Raw genomic sequence first — 17,103 nt, forward strand, 5'->3', positions numbered from 1 at the left:
CTTTTATTCTGGATTAACTATATAATCGTCTGGATACTGTTCAACATCTTTTAATAGCACGTCATTAGGTATTTTACTGGGTGGTTTATTCCGAGTTTGTTTGATACTTGGGTTTTTCAGCCAGCGCTGTAATGCGGTTTTACTAATATTGTAGAAAGTACACGCTTCACGAATACTCATGTCTTTACTTTTAACACTTTTGATCACTTGAGCTCGGAAGTCTGCTGAATAGGTCATATATTCTTATACCATTTCGCTTGTTTTAAAACAATTGTATCTTATTTATAAAAGACTGACTATATGTCCTTTTAATTAGATGAGGGTCTATTGATTTATTACAAATTTATGATAAACAAGTAAAACTTAATTTTTATTAATATGATTTTTATTGCACTAGAAAATTACTCTGACGCGTTTAAAGCCGCAATGAAATTTTAATGAGCCAATTACTCCTCTCAAAGCTGCTATACAATATGGGATAAAAAAATATGAGGTAAAAAATTGCCTAACCTTTTTTATCCTACGTCATTCACTGCAATATGGCTGTGACATTACTCTAGAAATGTGTAGCTTAATGTATTAAAAAGGCAAGAAGTGCCAATATCATTTACCAAAGAATCACTTTATTATTATTTATTAACAATCGCTCAAAAGATTGCAATCTGAATAATGAGAAAGAATAGGCAATAAAAAACCGTATCTCGTTGCTAAGATACGGTCATTACTTAGATATTAAGAAGTAGATTGGATTGCTTCGATTTATAAATGGGTCATCTTACGAATCGACAACTTCAAAACTAAGACCCGCATGCTCTTCTAAACGCGCCAGTAGATGATTACCCATGGCAGAGGCTGGCGTCCAAAAACCACCACCGACTTCTTCTTTGCTAATATCTTGTGCTAAGCATAACGCTGCTTGCGCTAGCATACGCGAGGTACTACCGTAACCTGGATCTTTATCACCCGTTACTTTCGTATTGATGGTGTCTTTATTAGCCGTTGTCCCAAAGAGGCGAATGTCAAAGTAGCCGTTTGCTTGCTCTTCTGCAGACGGACCAGAACCTGACTTGGGTAGCACGTGCTTAGCTAATAATTCACGGCTCGGTTTGACCATCATAGCAGTAGCAAATCCAAACAAGCCTGCGCTCATTGCATAGCTTGATAATTGACCTTTCACACCATCTTGCATCCACATTGCTTCGTCATATTTAAAGTCACGACCATATTCATAGCCAAGCAATTGGTTGGTGCGATGCACGATACGGGTATTGATGCTAGCCATGACAAAAGGCGCAAGCCAGCGTTTGTGCTCACTATCGTATTCTGGCTTACTGACATTAGCTTGGCGCACGTTTGGCGCATCTTTGTCATCATTGAGTAGATAAGGATTTGCTACCTGCTTACGACGTGACTTGTCCTTTCCAACTTCTTCAAAAATAGTCGCCATTGAGGCAATGGTGCCACCTGATAGACCGCCTTTCGCCGCTTTGACACGCATATGAATCACATTACAAGCGCGACCAAACTTCTCTTCTGCTTGGGTTTGGGTAAAGTAGACGCCCAAATCCGATGGAATCGAATCAAAGCCACACGAGTTGACAATACGAGCGCCGCTTTGCTTTGCCGCGTCCTGATACTTATCCATCATATCTTTGATAAAGATAGCTTCACCGGTGAGATCGACATAATCTGTCCCATGAGTGGTACAAGATTTGATCAGCGGCTCACCGTATTTGAGATAAGGACCGACGGTTGAAATGATGACTTGGGTTTGTTTGGTCATCTCATCAAGGCTGTCCGCATCGTCACTATTAGCAAGAATAATATCGACAGTGCTGCCAAGTTTAGATTGCAATTCGTTCAGTTTTGCTTCATCACGCCCAGCAATCGCCCACGTGGCATCGGCGCCATCTTTGTCTTTAGTATTAGATAAAAACTCTGTTAAATAGTGTGCTGTGATTTGACCAACAAAGCTGGTTGCACCATATAAGACGACCGCGTAAGGACGCTTTCCATCGCTGCGCTGTTGTGTATTGTTTGAGGTATCCATATTTATTATCCTTAATAGCTATTTTGATGAGTTGTGTGACGTTTAAAATTTGTTGCCATTTAACAGTCAGAGTTTGAAGTCTAGTTTTTAGATAGAAATCAGATTAACTAAATAAGTCATGACTAAATGAGTTATTGGTCAGACTTATATCTGCCTGAAAAAGATATATTAAAGTATTTTTGACCAGTAAAAATGACTTGTAAGTTACTGTTTATAGCAGATTATATGATGAAAATGTTGATGGCTAAGGGATAACTAACCATCTGTACACATAACTCCCATAAAGGTATGAAAAAAAGGTTCGATGTTAAGATTTGCTACAAAGGTTACATAACCTACCGATATCATTACCAAAATGAACGTTTTCTAAAGATAAATATTGCTAATCTATGGTCGTAAGCAGTATTAATGGTTAAAAAATTAATAAATATCAAAAAAACAAAAAGTAAAGAAAAAGGAGTTTTAGAGAGAGCAAGGCAGTCATTAATAATAGTAGTTATCTCTTACTTATTAATAATTGTCCATTGCATCAATCTAAATATCTGGTTTTCTAATAATAATTTTTAAGGAGAAGGTTATGTTTCGCTGGGCTATTATTTTTGCCGTGATTGCATTGTTAGCAAGTTTGTTGGGTTTTGGCGGTGTCGCAGGATTGTCTGCTAATCTGGCATATATTTTCTTAGCAGTCGCTGTCATTTTATTTATTGTGGCATTTGTAAGCCGCAAGATGTAATTAATACCTATAGATTGTTAAATAAAAAAAAGTCCTCAATTGAGGACTTTTTTTTGGTATTTAATAATGTATTTACTAATGAAAAATTTTTATAAACATTATAAAAACAAACACATTACTATAAACGTTTCGGCTGGACAATGTGTTCCATCCGTTTAGCCAGACGAATATCATGGCTGGTAATACCGCCAGTATCGCCAGTAGTCAAGCGCACCTCTACCACGTTATAAGTGTTGCGCCATTCGGGATGATGCTCAAGCGCTTCGGCATGGAACGCTGCTTGATTCATAAAGCTTATGGCTTCAATGAAATCGCTAAAGTGATATGTTTTTACGATAGCATTGCCCTCGCGCTGCCAACCAGGTAATTCTTCCAGCTGCAAATTTACTTGCTTATCAGATAAACTACTCATATTAATCACCTTTATTATTATGTTGGTTTGGTTTATTAAAAACTATATCAGGCACTACATTGTAGCTGTCAAAGCTATTTTAGGAAATTTCAATCCTCTTTTTCAGTTGTATCATTGACGCTATTACACCACTGTAAAGACCTTTTGTTTTATCGGCATTATAGGTCAGAAAACCCGCCTATATTTGCTATCTTGCCATATATTCAAAGATAAATAGGAGGATAATAGCGTATTAACGTTCCATTTTTATTGGCCAAACTGAACCATAGTAGATGCTTAAAACATTTCTAAAGAAATTATGACGCTTATTAGCATACTACATTTTCTATGGCTCATCGCTGAAGAGTGGACTATAGCAAGTCTTGGTAATCAGGATGTTTGCTGATATATGACGAGACAAATGAGCACTGTGGTATCACTTTTTTATTCTGTTCACGAGCATAGTTGAGGGCATGCTTGACCAATGCTGAACCAATACCGCGCCCGCCTAGCTCCTGAGGTACGATAGTATGATCATAAACTAATGTATCGTCACGCTCTTGATAGCTAATATAGCCAGTATGACCGTCAATAGAGGTTTCAAAACGTTTAGCCTGTTCATCATGGGTGATGGTTAGGTTTTGTTCAGGGTTTTGATTTTTCATGGATATTCTCCGTTATTATTGATTATTATCATTAAATATTATTGGTTTTTTTTAGTATGGATCAAGCGTATTTTTAAATGAAGAGAGCTTGAATGACCAAATAGATTATTCACTAAAGTATGAGTCCTTTCGATTCACATTTATAGTTCTTTACCGTAAGAGTCGATAGAGTAAATGTTAAGACTAAGGCGGGTCGACCAGTGGTCTCCATATGAGCTGCACATCAAGCATAAAATAAGGCTTGGCGCATGACAGGGGGAAGATACTTACCCAATCCACGTATAGCGGGCAGCTCTTTTGGTCTTTCTGCTACGGCATGATTTGTTTCAGCGATTGACGTAGTTTGTGAATGTAAATAAGACTGCCATTCTTCAGCACTTGGCTTGCTAAAGTGGCGGATACGTCCCAGCATTTGCCGGAATTGTGTACCAAAGCGCCCAGTATTATAGGGTAGATTGTACTTGCGACATATCGCCTGTAATTGTGGTGCGATACGAGCATAGTGACTGGCTGGCATATCAGGGAAAATATGGTGCTCGATTTGATGCGATAAATTACCCGTCAAAATGTGAAACAGCTTACTGCCCTGAATATTGCTGGAGCCAAGAATTTGACGCACATACCAGTCGCCTTTAGACTCATCGGCATCGAGATGGGTATAGATATGGGCTTGTTCGGTAAAGTGTCCACAGAATATCACCGCCCATGTCCATAGGTTACGAACGATATTGGCAGTAACATTACCGCTCAGTGTGGTCATAGCACTACTTCGACCTAATGTCAGCCCTGCTAACGTGGGTAGTACAATATGATCTTTGCCCACTTGCCGGGCGATTTTGGCGAATAATGCGCGAGATTTCTGCTGCATGGTTTGGTGTCGATCAGGGGAGTCCGCGTATTCGTCGACACTGATTTGAATATCATGAAAGGCGACCGCCCACTCAAAACCTAGAGCCAATACCGCTGTTTTCAACATATTATGGCGGTCGCTTGGCGTCCAAGGTTGCTCATCAGTCACGCGAATTAAGTGATAGCCAACGTCGTGGTCACGACCAACGATATTGGTAAAAGTATGATGCAAGTAATTATGAGAGTGTTGCCACAATGGGGCAGGACAGACAATGTCCCAATCAAACTTTTGGCTATTGAGATACGGGTGCTGCATCCAGTCATACTGACCATGCATGACATTATGCCCAAGTTCCATATTGTTTAGGATTTTACTGAGACTCAGTAGTGAGGTACCCAATAACCAAGTCGCGACAATTTTACGTTTTGACTGCATGCATCCAGCCGCTGCCAGTAAGCCACGCGCTGTCGTCTCACTATAAACTACCGCGGCATACACTCGTTTAATGTATCGTGCGTCATCACTACCTAACGAATCCATCACGCTTCGGTAAAGCACATTTAATTCATGAGCGAGGGCATCAGATTGCGCCTTTGGTAAGGGCGCTCCTGTCAACGTTGGGTAGCGAGTCAACTGCTTTGCTTTCTGCTGTTTTGCATCAGTTAGTGGGGTCAAAACTGGTACAGCAGATTGTGCAGTAGTGACGGGTGGTAGCAAGCGCATAAATAATCCTTAACCGAAATGGTACGGATAGTCGGTACTGGGTTCGGTTCAATAAGTTGTTTAAGTTTTTACCGTAGGCTATAAGGTAACAGTAGGCTATGTTTCTATCTTATGAGCCGTTATGAGCATTTATTTTTATCACCGTGTTGCTAAATATCCAGCACCACATCAGTCATGGCAATGTTGATGCAAGTTTGAATAGATTCATAACCATCACTGCTTATTTTTCCTGTGTGAATATTTTTGACCACACCGCTGACTTTATTGCAGCGACACAACTGGCAGATACCTTGTCTACAACCATGCGCTAAGCGAATTCCTGCGTCCTCCGCGGCATTCAATATTGTCGTGCTACTGTCAAACTGCCGTTGCCTCGCCCGTAAATAAACAGTATGTTGCGCTGCGTGTTTTTTTCTATCGAGCGCTTGTTCGTTATCAAAATTGAAATCAGGCAACGCATGACCAAAGTTTTCTACAATAATATTATCGCGCAGGTTTTTATTGTGCGGTAAGGTCACCTTCGCCGCTGCTTTATATAAGCCAGTCAACAGAGCCTGTGACCCGCATGCAAATATTTGCGTATCTGCCAGCGGTAGGTTTAATGCCAACAAACTGTCTACGCTCAAGTGTCGCTTGCCAGCCAAATAAGTATCAGATTTCTCGGTATTGACCAGATGATAGGCGAAAGCTGGATACGCTGTGCTCAGTTGTTGCCATTGGTTTTTGAACGGGAGCATTTCAGTGCGACTGTAATATAGCAACGTCACCTGATGTCCGTTGTCTAGTGCTTGCGTGATGAGTCCTAACATGGGCGTAATACCGCTGCCACCTGCGATAAATAGTAAAGAATCAGGTTTTTCGGCAGCTGATTTTGTCTGTACCTTTATAGATGATTGTGCCAAAGTGAAAGAGCCGCTGGGGACACTACTGTTGATGATACTGCCAAGTGCCATATGTTTGGTTAAATAATCCGAAACCAAGCCTTGTGGCTTAATAGCAATGGTAACCGCAAGATAAGGGGATTGCTTTTTGCTATCGCCACTATTAATACTGTTGTTGATAGCAGCATCTTGCCACCAGAGCGGTTGGTGCGCTAAACCTAATAATGAATAGCTGCGCTGATGATACACACCTTCAATAAGAACGCTTAAGTTAAGATGTTGACCACCCTGCCAACCACATTGCGCACCCATTAATTGCCGTCGAAAAGCATGATTGGTCTCAAATCTGAGCGCTATTAAGTCATCGCTAAGGGTATATCGCGCAACAAGGCGCAGCTTTGGGACAGTGAAAGACCAAAACGGCTGTAAGTGCGATCCAATAAAATCGATAAATGCATGTTGAATCATTTCAGGGCGATAGCCGTTGGTCATATTATCAGTACCTTTGTTAATACTATCAAAATGATTGACATCATAAATATTGTGTTCACCTGTGCGCCAATTTAGCAGATATCACTTAGGTCAGGTCGCTTGAATTTGTTAAGCTATCCTAACATGCTAACGGCTATTGATTAAATTTTCGAAAGTTTTGATGCTATTTTTTGTGGTCTTTATAAAACAGTTATAAGTCAGAATGTTAAGCGAAACGGTTCGATAGTAGGTTTCGTTACTGCTTTTAGCTAGAAAGCTGAGTACTCTGTGACAAAAGCCGTAAAACAATCGTTAAAACAATCTGTTGGCTTGCAGGGTATGCGCCACAATGCGATAATGGCTTATAATTTGTAACCCTGATTTTGAGGTGCAGCACGCTTGGCATCATTGCTAAGTATGATTTGCTCGCCTCTTTTATGCAGTCTATCGGAGTGTTAATGGCTCAATATATTTACACGATGAACAACGTGTCAAAACTTGTTCCGCCTAAGCGTGAAATCTTAAAAAATATTAACTTATCATTTTTCCCAGGTGCCAAAATTGGTGTCTTGGGTATCAATGGTTCAGGTAAATCAACCTTGCTACGCATTATGGCGGGCGTGGATACTGAATTTAGTGGTGAAGCACGCGCGCAAACTGGCACCAAAATTGGTTATCTGCCGCAGGAACCACAGCTTGATGACAGCAAAGACGTACGCGGTAACGTCGAAGACGGTATGCGTGAAGCATTAGATGCGCTCGCACGTTTAGATGCCATTTATGCAGAATACGCTGAGCCTGATGCTGACTTTGATAAGCTTGCTGAAGAACAAGGCAAGATGGAAGACATCATCCAAGCATGGGATGCCCATAATTTAAATACCCAACTCGAAAAAGCGGCTGATGCCTTACGTCTGCCACCTTGGGATGCGGATGTTAGTAAGCTGTCTGGTGGTGAAAAACGCCGTGTGGCACTATGCCGTTTGCTATTGTCACGCCCTGACATGCTGTTACTTGACGAACCAACCAACCATTTGGACGCCGAATCTGTTGCATGGCTAGAGCAGTTCTTGCAGAACTACAGCGGTACAATCGTTGCCATTACCCATGATAGATATTTCCTAGACAACGTCGCTCAGTGGATTTTGGAGCTGGATCGTGGCCATGGTTATCCGTATGAAGGCAACTATACTGAGTGGCTCGAGCAAAAGAACACGCGTTTAGAGCAGCAGAATAAGCAAGAAGAATCATTTGCTAAAGCACTGAAAAAAGAGCTGGATTGGATTCGCAAAAATCAAAAAGGTCAACAAGCCAAGTCTAAATCTCGTGTACAGCGCTTTGAAGAGTTGAACTCAACAGAGTTCCAGCAGCGTAATGAGACAGCTGAAATTTATATTCCGCCCGGTCCACGTTTAGGTAATAAAGTCATTGAAGTGAATAACATCTCCAAATCATTTGGTGATCGTCTGCTTTATGAAAACCTAAGCTTTAACGTGCCAGCTGGTGCGATCGTTGGTATCATCGGACCAAATGGTGCGGGTAAAACCACGCTATTTAACATGATTACCGAGCGTGATACGCCAGATACGGGTTCAGTCGATTTGGGCGAAAGTGTCAAAGTCGCTTATGTTGGTCAGGTACGTGACAACTTAGATGACAGCAAAACCGTTTGGGAAGAAGTGTCTGACGGTCTTGATATCATTACGGTTGGCGATTACACCACGCCAAGCCGCGCTTATATCGGTCGCTTTAACTTCAAAGGCTCAGATCAGCAAAAGCACGTCGGTCAATTGTCAGGTGGTGAGCGTAACCGTTTACAGCTAGCTAAGACATTGAAGCAGGGCGCGAACGTCTTGCTCCTTGATGAACCGTCAAACGATTTGGACATTGAAACCTTACGTGCGCTAGAAGATGCGATTCAGGTCTTCCCAGGTACGGTCATGGTCGTCTCGCATGATCGCTGGTTCCTTGACCGTATCGCGACTCATATCTTGGCGTTCGAAGATGAAGGCCCAGTTTGGTTCGATGGTAACTATTCTGAGTTTGAAACGTATCGCAAAAAGACGATGGGTGATGCTGCCACTCCTAAGCGTATGAAATATAAAAAGATTTCAACCTAGGACTGTTATTTAAAAAGTAGTTGTTAAAAAAACAGCTACTTAGAAATTTCAAATTTAAAGATAAAAAAAGACCTCTAATCAATTAGAGGTCTTTTTTTGCTCGATATATTCAGTTTAGCTCATTAAATATTATAGCTGGTTACAAATTAACGCTTACGCCCAAATTTACGCTGCTTTTTATTACTAATTTCAGTAATCGCATGAGTAATTTCTTCTTCATCTAAGCTGGCGACTTGCTGCAAAATCTGCATCATGTCAGGCGTTAGCACGTACTTAGCATGACGAGCAATATCATTGATACGATGATCGAAGGTCAATACGCCAGTTTCATCATCTTTTTGCAAGTAATCAAGACGAGTCAAGGCGCTGATGAAGCTGGTGAATAAGGCGCGGTCAAAGAAATCAGGAATATCGTCTGCATATAGTACAGATAAGCGCTGACCCAGCAGATGACACAGATCAACGACTTCGCTTTCGGTTAGATTGCCTGAGCCTTGCTGGGCGAGTAGGGCAAGCGTCATAAAGTAACGCTCAAGGCTCTGTCCGACAGGCGTCGCTAGCACTTGCAGCTGCTGATAGCATTTGCTGTTTGATTCAGGGACACTAAGTACGCCATCGCTCAATTCGACAATTAGACCATGCGAGAGTAGGCTGTCGACTTTTTTGTTCAGGGTATCAGCCAAGCCATGTGCTGGGTAATATAAGAACAGCTCGCTTTGTAAAAATGGATAGAGTTGCTTAGCAATATTGTCCAAACGACTGCGTTCGATACGACCGTTACGCGCCACTAATGCTGATAAGAAAGACAGTAAAATAAACACATGCAGGATGTTATTACGGAAATAGCTGAGCAATGCCGCTTGTTTACCGGCAATCTGAATGATGTCGCCTAAGATATGTGGCGTACGTTCAATGAGCTTTAGTTTGATACCATAATCAATGATTTGCTGCGGACTCATATCTGTAATGACGGTATCATCTGAGTAGGACAACTGCTGAGCAAGACCTTGATAGAGAGCAATTTGCTCACGACAGATTTCTTCATCTAAAGCCGCTTTAGGCGCTGATAATAATACCAATGATAATAACGAAACGGGCGTCACAACCGCCGCCTTATTGATGTGCTGCATGATTTTGACGCCGATGTTATCGACCATCGCGCTGGCTTTATCATCGAGCGGGGTATCGGTGCGATCCGTCGGCAAGCTATTGGCTGGCACATCGAATTTTGTCATAAAGTCGCTAAGATGCAGCGGTGTGCCAAAGCTTAGATGTACATTACCAAAGATACGCTCAATTTTACGACCAACTTTGAGTAAGCCTAGTAAAGATTCAGATTCTTTTGGCTTGCCTTTTAGCTCACCAACATAGGTACCACCTTCCATAATACGCTCATAACCGATATAAGTCGGAATGAAAACCACTGGCTTCTCAGAATGACGTAATTGACTGTGCACTGTCATTGCTAGCATGCCCATCTTCGGTGGTAATAAACGTCCTGAACGCGAGCGACCACCCTCGATAAAGTATTCAATCGGTGTGTTACGCGTAATAAGGGTGTGCATATATTCGCGGAGGACGGCAGTATAAAGTGCATTGCCACGAAAGCTACGACGTATATAAAAGGCAACCGCGCCGCGTAATAAAGGCCCTAATACGGGTACATCTAGGTTGTCACCAGCAGCGACATAAGGAATGCTCAGACCGCGCTTGTAGATGACGTAAGATAGCAATAGATAATCGACATGGCTACGATGACAAGGCACATAAACCAGCTCATAGTCAGTCGCAAGCTCACGTACGCGCTCGAAATGATGGACTTCTACGCCATCATAGAGTTGCGTCCATAACCACGTTAAAAACTTATAAAAACCGCGCACGATGGAATGTGAATAGTCATTGACCATCTCATTGGCATAACCTTTAGCCAAGACACGGGCTTCACGTACACTGATACCGGATTCTACGGCTTCTGCCTCTATCGCATGTTTGATAGCTGGTGAATACACTAGCTTGTCTACTAAGTTGCGTCTGTCTGATAAATCAGGACCGAGCATACTGGCACGCTGCTTGTCTAAATAAACCGTAAGCCGCTGCTGTAGCATACGTACCAGTTCACGATTGCTGTCAGCGGTCGCTACCAAAGCATAATTTGGTGCTTCGTCAGCATCGCCCACGCTACTGGTGATGTCTGAATTGCTATCCTTTACATCACCTTCTTTTACAAAATTCTCTTTTGAATCAACGGCTAGTGAATCAAAAATAGAAAACCCTTCTTCATCACCTTTAAGGCTATCATTGATAAGGGTACGTAGATCTTGAGGTGGATGGAACTGTACAAAGGTGTCACGTCCCATTACCCCGATATTAAAGAGCTGCTTGGTGATGCTAGGATCTTGCCAGTTGTCAGCGGTCAGCAGCTTAAACAGTGAATCCTCTTTTTCTGGGGCGCGTCCCCATAAAATAGAGACGGGCACCAAACGTACTTTTAGCTCTGGATATTGCAAAACAGCAGACACCAAACGTGACAGGCGCGGCGATAGCTGACTGTCTTTGGCGCTTGGATGGTTCAAAAATATGATGGCTGCGTTTTCTTTGATATTATGGGCGGCATCATGTACCCCAACCAATGCTGGTGGTAGGTTGTGCTCTTGCGTCTGCAGGTCAATCAAAATACTGTTGGAGCGCGAATAATCTTGCAACACATAAAATCTTAGCGTTTGATCGTCTGTATCGAACTCAGGTAATTCACCCAATAACTTAGGTTTAACAGCGACATCGAGTAGCTGCCCCGATAGCTTGCGATAAATTTGATTAATCGGCGCATTGGAATAAGGCTTGGGGGCGATTGGATTGACGTCAGTATTAGAAGCGCTGTCGGTTGTGACTGGCGCTTTAAAAATCCGTTTTTTTAAGAACTTCGGTATCATAATCAGTATCAAAAATAGTCAAATATGTTGCGCTTATGATGCCATAAAAGCCATCAAAGCGATATATAGTGTCTGTATATACTGCTAATATTAATACGGTCTGGTTACTATATAGTGAGTTAAGTCGCTCTTAATAAGCTCAAATAATTGAAAGTTAATGTATTTAGCGCAATAATGGTTCGGCGACAACCAAGAGTCACTATAGAATAATTATGTTTAAATCTACCTTTTAATATCATTGATATAAGCTGAAATATTATGACACCAGCGATTAATCTTGCCAAACAACGCGCTCTGAACTATCAATTACACGACTATGTCCATGACAGTAATGCCGCCTCTTTTGGCTTAGAGGCGGCAGAAAAGCTAGGTGTGGATGTGTCACAAGTGTTCAAAACCTTGGTAGTGTCGACAGAGACTGGTGCGCTTGCTGTTGCTATCTTACCCGTGGATAAAACGTTAAACTTTAAAAAAATGGCTAAGGCGCTATCTTCGAATAAATTGCTGACCTGCAAAAAAGTGCAAATGGCGGATCCTAAGCAGGTAGAGCGTAGTACGGGCTATGTGCTAGGCGGCGTCAGCCCATTGGGACAAAAAAAGCGCTTGCCGACTATCATAGACAGCTCGGCTGCAGAGCAAACAACGATTTATGTCAGCGGTGGTCGCCGTGGTTTAGAAATTGAGCTGCCACCAGCACAATTAGCTGAGACCCTTGCTGCTTGCTTTAGTACTATTATTGATGACTAGAAAGTTACTGATGACTAAAAATCGTTGCCGCTGACGGGCTGTTTAATCAATTCTGAAACGATGGCTAATATTTTATCCCCTCACTCATATTTTATAAGGACATATTCATGCCACATCTAACCATTCAAATGATGCCCAATGTCAGCATTGCTCATGAAGAATCATTGCTTAAAGCCTTAAATAAAGCATTATGGGACAGTGGGCACTTTGGCACGCCGACTGATATTAAAGCACGGATCGTGCCCATTGAGACGTTTTTGGTAGGCGTTGAAGATGATGAGCAGGCGTATGGCTTTATTTATGCGCATCTAAAACTAATGACTGGTCGTGACATGGTTATTCGTAATCAGCTAGCAGGGCTGCTGGTGACGACGATAGAGCAGGAGATAGGCGCAGAGCAATCAGGGCGAGCAGCCTTACAGATATGTGTGGAAGTTGAAGAAATTAGCGCGGTGTATCATAAAAAAATGCTGGGTAGCTAAAATGCTGATATCGTCCGAAACAACGATTCATCAATCGTTATAAGTACTCACATAGCGATTTACTGGCATATGTGGGTAATATCATTACCTCAACCTTATAACCAGCCGTTTTACCTTCAGTCGCCATCAAATTGCGGGCAATACGTAAGCGATATTTTCCGGTTGCGGGTAGGCAGCCTTGATACACGATACCGCCTTTGCTGCCATCTTGCGTACCGTTTGGCATATGTAATACGCCGACATTGGCTGTCTCAGGCGTACCAGTAAGTGCTGCAATATTAATAACGGCATATTGCCAGCTGGTGGCATCAAAGCGATACCAGCGCTCATCTTCATTGGGGCTTAATTTGCCAGTGACCGTACTACTGATCGCGCCTTTGGCAAATTTAATAGGAATGTCAGGGTTTTTAGCCAGCTCCGTAGCACTAGTTGCGCTAAAACTGATCAGTGCCGTACTGAGCAGTAGCACTCGTATAAATGATGAAGCTAAGGAAGTTTTTTGATGATCAGTGGATAACATGATTGGCTCCTAAAATGGCCATTTATCTATAATGAGTTACTCGTTATCTCTCATCTATGATTTATATTTATTATCGATAGGCTTTAATGAGAACGTCTGTACTTTTAGTTAAGCATAAAAAAGCGCCTACATGCTAGGCGCTTTTCTTATTAATTACTGCTTAATTGTGATGCTATCTTAGTCTAAAAAACTTAGTCTAGAAAAGCAAAGTTCTCAATCTTCATTGCTGTCATGCTGTCACTTGGTGCAACCATGGCTTCGGCATGCCCCGAGGTACGTGGTAACAACTTATCAAAGTAGAATTCAGCCGTTTGGATCTTAGCTTTGTAGAATTCTGGTGATTCAGCGCCGCCGTTTTCTAGCTTGTCATAAGCGACAGCCGCCATACGCGCCCAGTGGTAGCCCATCATCACATAGCCTGAGTACATCAAGAAATCGTCTGATGCAGCTGAGATGATTTCACGGTCTTTACGCGCCATTAGCATCAAGCGCACGGTTAGTGTGTTCCACTCAGCACATAGTTTGGTGAGCGCCCAAACGAATTTACGCATGTCTTTATCAAGTGCATACTCACCACACCATTTCATAATGCTTGAGGTGTAATCACGGATGATTTTACCTTTAGACTGCAAGATCACTTTACGACCGAGTAAATCCAATGCTTGAATACCAGTTGTACCTTCGTACATGGTGGCGATACGAGCATCACGAGCGATTAGCTCCATGCCCCATTCTTTGATATAACCATGACCGCCATAGACTTGCTGACCGTGTTTGGCCGCTTCGATACCTAGCTCAGTTAGGAAGCCTTTTAGGATTGGTGTGTAGAAACCCAATTTATCATCCCATTTTTCAAACTCTTCATCATCGCCATTGATGATACCCTGTGCCATTTTATCGGCATAGCGCGCAGAATGATAAATCATCGAACGACCGCCTTCGGCAAAGGCTTTTTGGGTCAATAGCATACGACGTACGTCAGCATGGTTGATGATGGCATCAGCAACTTTTTCAGGCTCTTTCGTGCCTGATAAGGTGCGCATAGAACGGCGATCTTTTGCATACGGCAGCGCGTTTTGGAATGACAATTCAGTATGCGCCAAACCTTGGATACCAGTACCAATACGGGCAGTATTCATAAAGGTGAACATGGCTTTTAGACCTTTGTTCGGCTCACCAATTAAGTAACCAACGGCATCATCAAAGTTTAGGACACAAGTAGCCGATGAGCTAATACCCATTTTGTGTTCGATCGATCCACAAGTCACGCCATTACGCTCGCCAATTTCACCTTCAGTAGTTGGCAAGAATTTCGGTACGATAAATAATGAGATACCGCGTGTGCCTTCTGGTGCATTTGGCAAACGTGCTAAAACAATATGAACGATGTTTTCCGTTAAATCATGCTCACCACTTGAGATGAAAATCTTAGTACCGCTAAGCTTATAAGAGCCGTCATCTTGTGGAATGGCTTTAGACTTAACTTGACCCAAATCCGTACCACATTGTGGTTCAGTCAAGCACATGGTACCAGCCCAAGAGCCTTCGACCAATTTATGCAAGTAGGTTTCTTTTTGCTCATCGGTACCATATTGCATAATGGTATTGATACAGCCAGTTGATAGACCAGGATACATTGCCCATGGCCAGTTCGCCGTACCGATCATTTCAGCTTTAATTAAGTTCAATGAGGTCGGTAAGTTCATACCGCCGTACTCTTCAGGGTAAGAAATACCTTGCCAGCCGCCTTCTACAAATTGATCATAAGCTTCTTTAAAGCCTTTAGGGGTTGTGACAACCCCATTCTCAAAATGACAACCTTCAGCATCTGCTGGTTGATATAAAGGCGCTAAGACATTTTCAGCAAAATCTGCCATCCCTTGAAGAATCATATCAACGGTTTCAGGATCGGCATTTTCGCCATTGTCCAAATCTTTATAATGAGTTTGAAAGTCGAAAACATCATTTATTAAAAACTTGATATCACGTAAAGGTGCTTTGTAAGTTAACATAGTCGCTCTCTTTAGTTATTCGCTATCATAAATGGCTAGCTCGGTATTTGAGCCACGTTTCATGTAAAAGGGTGTTTAATCATTTGGGGTAAGAATAGACGATATCACGGCTCGTCATTCAGATTTATCAAAAACAGCTCATCCATTTTGATTGCCGTTAAGGCATCCTTGATAAAAAACAGCTGTCGCGGCGTTACTGTCAGTATAAATCTTCTATAGCGACAAATATATAACTAATAACTAATATTCATAATTAATATTTTAAATCAAAACATTAATTTATGTATTTATGGATTCGGTTTTTATCAGCGTCTGTGGTTAAGTACCTATTAATGATAGATGTGACCGTATCAGAAAAACATTTTTTAACTGCATTTACGATATAAGGAAAGCCAATTATGAGCGCATCCAAGCGCGAGGCAACGCGAGCATCTTGGCTGACAGCGTTATTTGCTCGCATAAAGGCTTTAATTGATGGGGAGCTGGCGCATTTGCTGACAGTGAACCGTAGCAAGAGACCGTGGCATATGCCGATTATCGCGGCGATTGCCATCAGTTTTCCTGTGTTTGTGGGCGCTTATTTTGATGCTTTATCGTCAGGCATTAAAGCGTCTTTGGGGGCGATGGTTATTTTGAACATACCTTTAGTGGGCAAGCTGCCGTATCGATTGGTGACGGTGATGGCTTGGGGTTTTGCCATGTCGCTGTGCTTTGCGCTCGGTCTAATTGCTCAGCAAGCCCCGCTCTTAAAACTGCCAATATTTACGCTCATGGCGTTTGGTATTGTGATTTTTGGACGTTATTATCGTCAGCCACCGCCAGCGGGACTTTTTGTGATGATGGCAGGCGCTATTGCGTTGTTTATACCGCTGCCTTTGGAAGACATTTTGCGTGCAACTGGACTGGTGATGCTTGGCAGTGGCTTTGCTTTAGTGATGGCATTGCTGTATTCGTTGTTTTTACTGGCAACGCGCCCAGCGACGCCGACGCCTACTTATAGCTACGAGCCAGATACCATTACTGAAAGTTTGATTGTCGCCAGTTTTGTCAGTTTAGCCTTGCTCATAGCCGTTACTTTACAGCTGTCCAACCCCTATTGGGCAGCAGTTAGTTGCTTTTTGATTATCCAAGGTATTCATTTGCGTACCATGTGGATTAAGCAAATACATCGTTTACTTGGTACAGTATTGGGCGTGGTTTTGGCGAGTTGGATGTTGTCTTGGGGATTATCAATATGGGGGGTGGCACTGGCGATACTGACGATGATGCTTTGTATCGAGACGTTGGTGGATCGACATTATGGTTTGGCAGTCATATTTATCACGCCGCTGACGATATTTATTGCAGAATACGGCAGTGGTTTACCGTTTTCTGAGTCCGCCTATCAAGAAGTGATTCGCACGCGTCTTTTTGATACTGTGATTGGCTGCTTGGTGGGTCTGAGCGGCGGAGTAGTGATGCATTCAACCAACTTACGCATACCACTACGGCGTATCGAAAACTGGCTGCTGGCGCGCTTTGGCTAATT

Annotated in this window: 14 protein-coding genes; 5 read left to right on the plus strand and 9 right to left on the minus strand. The window is 42.4% G+C overall.

What is annotated here, in order from left to right; genetic code table 11:
* Window positions 1-3 precede the first annotated feature (3 nt).
* Window positions 4-237 (minus strand): IS630 transposase-related protein, encoded by a 234-nt coding sequence (locus tag B2575_RS13070; RefSeq protein WP_296242572.1) that lies wholly within the window; start codon window positions 235-237, stop codon window positions 4-6.
* Window positions 238-775: 538 nt separating this feature from the next.
* Window positions 776-2,050: a saccharopine dehydrogenase family protein gene (locus B2575_RS13075; protein ID WP_296242574.1), complete on the minus strand. Its 1,275-nt coding sequence runs from the start codon at window positions 2,048-2,050 to the stop codon at window positions 776-778.
* 577 nt (window positions 2,051-2,627) lie between these two features.
* Here B2575_RS13075 and B2575_RS13080 point away from each other — a divergent pair.
* Window positions 2,628-2,783 (plus strand): DUF1328 domain-containing protein, encoded by a 156-nt coding sequence (locus tag B2575_RS13080; RefSeq protein WP_021814049.1) that lies wholly within the window; start codon window positions 2,628-2,630, stop codon window positions 2,781-2,783.
* A gap of 118 nt (window positions 2,784-2,901) precedes the next feature.
* Here the strand turns inward: B2575_RS13080 and B2575_RS13085 are convergent, their stop codons facing one another.
* The 4 genes from B2575_RS13085 to B2575_RS13100 all read right to left on the minus strand — a co-directional run bounded on the left by B2575_RS13085 (window position 2,902) and on the right by B2575_RS13100 (window position 6,785).
* A complete protein-coding gene (locus tag B2575_RS13085; RefSeq protein ID WP_055123632.1) occupies window positions 2,902-3,195 on the minus strand; it encodes a 4a-hydroxytetrahydrobiopterin dehydratase in 294 nt (97 codons plus the stop codon).
* 350 nt (window positions 3,196-3,545) lie between these two features.
* Window positions 3,546-3,839 (minus strand): GNAT family N-acetyltransferase, encoded by a 294-nt coding sequence (locus tag B2575_RS13090; protein ID WP_296242577.1) that lies wholly within the window; start codon window positions 3,837-3,839, stop codon window positions 3,546-3,548.
* 223 nt (window positions 3,840-4,062) lie between these two features.
* Window positions 4,063-5,412 (minus strand): fatty acid desaturase family protein, encoded by a 1,350-nt coding sequence (locus B2575_RS13095; RefSeq protein WP_296242578.1) that lies wholly within the window; start codon window positions 5,410-5,412, stop codon window positions 4,063-4,065.
* Between the two features lie 149 nt (window positions 5,413-5,561).
* Window positions 5,562-6,785, minus strand: coding sequence for a flavin reductase family protein (locus B2575_RS13100; protein ID WP_296242579.1), 1,224 nt, complete (start codon window positions 6,783-6,785; stop codon window positions 5,562-5,564).
* Between the two features lie 437 nt (window positions 6,786-7,222).
* On the opposite strand from B2575_RS13100, the gene ettA reads away from it, so the two are divergent.
* Window positions 7,223-8,884, plus strand: a complete 1,662-nt coding sequence (ettA, locus tag B2575_RS13105) for an energy-dependent translational throttle protein EttA (protein ID WP_045443195.1) — start codon at window positions 7,223-7,225, stop codon at window positions 8,882-8,884.
* A gap of 146 nt (window positions 8,885-9,030) precedes the next feature.
* Here ettA and plsB read toward each other — a convergent pair whose 3' ends face one another.
* Window positions 9,031-11,814, minus strand: a complete 2,784-nt coding sequence (gene plsB, locus B2575_RS13110; RefSeq protein ID WP_296242580.1) for a glycerol-3-phosphate 1-O-acyltransferase PlsB — start codon at window positions 11,812-11,814, stop codon at window positions 9,031-9,033.
* Between the two features lie 258 nt (window positions 11,815-12,072).
* Here plsB and ybaK point away from each other — a divergent pair, with 258 nt between their 5' ends.
* Together ybaK and B2575_RS13120 are read left to right on the plus strand one after the other, a co-directional pair.
* Window positions 12,073-12,561, plus strand: coding sequence for a Cys-tRNA(Pro) deacylase (gene ybaK, locus B2575_RS13115; protein WP_055123626.1), 489 nt, complete (start codon window positions 12,073-12,075; stop codon window positions 12,559-12,561).
* A gap of 107 nt (window positions 12,562-12,668) precedes the next feature.
* The gene (locus B2575_RS13120; RefSeq protein WP_296242582.1) at window positions 12,669-13,043 is read left to right on the plus strand and encodes a 5-carboxymethyl-2-hydroxymuconate Delta-isomerase; all 375 of its coding nucleotides are present in this window, start codon (window positions 12,669-12,671) and stop codon (window positions 13,041-13,043) included.
* 37 nt (window positions 13,044-13,080) lie between these two features.
* Here B2575_RS13120 and B2575_RS13125 read toward each other — a convergent pair whose 3' ends face one another.
* Both B2575_RS13125 and B2575_RS13130 read right to left on the minus strand, forming a co-directional pair.
* The gene (locus B2575_RS13125) at window positions 13,081-13,563 is read right to left on the minus strand and encodes a hypothetical protein (RefSeq protein ID WP_296242583.1); all 483 of its coding nucleotides are present in this window, start codon (window positions 13,561-13,563) and stop codon (window positions 13,081-13,083) included.
* A gap of 191 nt (window positions 13,564-13,754) precedes the next feature.
* Window positions 13,755-15,575 (minus strand): acyl-CoA dehydrogenase C-terminal domain-containing protein, encoded by a 1,821-nt coding sequence (locus tag B2575_RS13130; protein WP_201560765.1) that lies wholly within the window; start codon window positions 15,573-15,575, stop codon window positions 13,755-13,757.
* A gap of 398 nt (window positions 15,576-15,973) precedes the next feature.
* On the opposite strand from B2575_RS13130, the gene B2575_RS13135 reads away from it, so the two are divergent.
* Window positions 15,974-17,101, plus strand: coding sequence for an FUSC family protein (locus B2575_RS13135; protein ID WP_296242585.1), 1,128 nt, complete (start codon window positions 15,974-15,976; stop codon window positions 17,099-17,101).
* Window positions 17,102-17,103 lie beyond the last annotated feature (2 nt).

Source organism: Psychrobacter sp. UBA6739, from assembly GCF_002453835.1.
Taxonomy (GTDB): Bacteria; Pseudomonadota; Gammaproteobacteria; order Pseudomonadales; family Moraxellaceae; genus Psychrobacter; species Psychrobacter immobilis_A.

Coding starts and splice junctions, on each gene's coding strand:
- B2575_RS13070 (WP_296242572.1), bottom strand. CDS start 237: ATGACCTATTCAGCAGACTTCCGAGCTCAAGTGATCAAAAGTGTTAAA.
- B2575_RS13075 (WP_296242574.1), bottom strand. CDS start 2,050: ATGGATACCTCAAACAATACACAACAGCGCAGCGATGGAAAGCGTCCT.
- B2575_RS13080 (WP_021814049.1), top strand. CDS start 2,628: ATGTTTCGCTGGGCTATTATTTTTGCCGTGATTGCATTGTTAGCAAGT.
- B2575_RS13085 (WP_055123632.1), bottom strand. CDS start 3,195: ATGAGTAGTTTATCTGATAAGCAAGTAAATTTGCAGCTGGAAGAATTA.
- B2575_RS13090 (WP_296242577.1), bottom strand. CDS start 3,839: ATGAAAAATCAAAACCCTGAACAAAACCTAACCATCACCCATGATGAA.
- B2575_RS13095 (WP_296242578.1), bottom strand. CDS start 5,412: ATGCGCTTGCTACCACCCGTCACTACTGCACAATCTGCTGTACCAGTT.
- B2575_RS13100 (WP_296242579.1), bottom strand. CDS start 6,785: ATGACCAACGGCTATCGCCCTGAAATGATTCAACATGCATTTATCGAT.
- ettA (WP_045443195.1), top strand. CDS start 7,223: ATGGCTCAATATATTTACACGATGAACAACGTGTCAAAACTTGTTCCG.
- plsB (WP_296242580.1), bottom strand. CDS start 11,814: ATGATACCGAAGTTCTTAAAAAAACGGATTTTTAAAGCGCCAGTCACA.
- ybaK (WP_055123626.1), top strand. CDS start 12,073: ATGACACCAGCGATTAATCTTGCCAAACAACGCGCTCTGAACTATCAA.
- B2575_RS13120 (WP_296242582.1), top strand. CDS start 12,669: ATGCCACATCTAACCATTCAAATGATGCCCAATGTCAGCATTGCTCAT.
- B2575_RS13125 (WP_296242583.1), bottom strand. CDS start 13,563: ATGTTATCCACTGATCATCAAAAAACTTCCTTAGCTTCATCATTTATA.
- B2575_RS13130 (WP_201560765.1), bottom strand. CDS start 15,575: ATGTTAACTTACAAAGCACCTTTACGTGATATCAAGTTTTTAATAAAT.
- B2575_RS13135 (WP_296242585.1), top strand. CDS start 15,974: ATGAGCGCATCCAAGCGCGAGGCAACGCGAGCATCTTGGCTGACAGCG.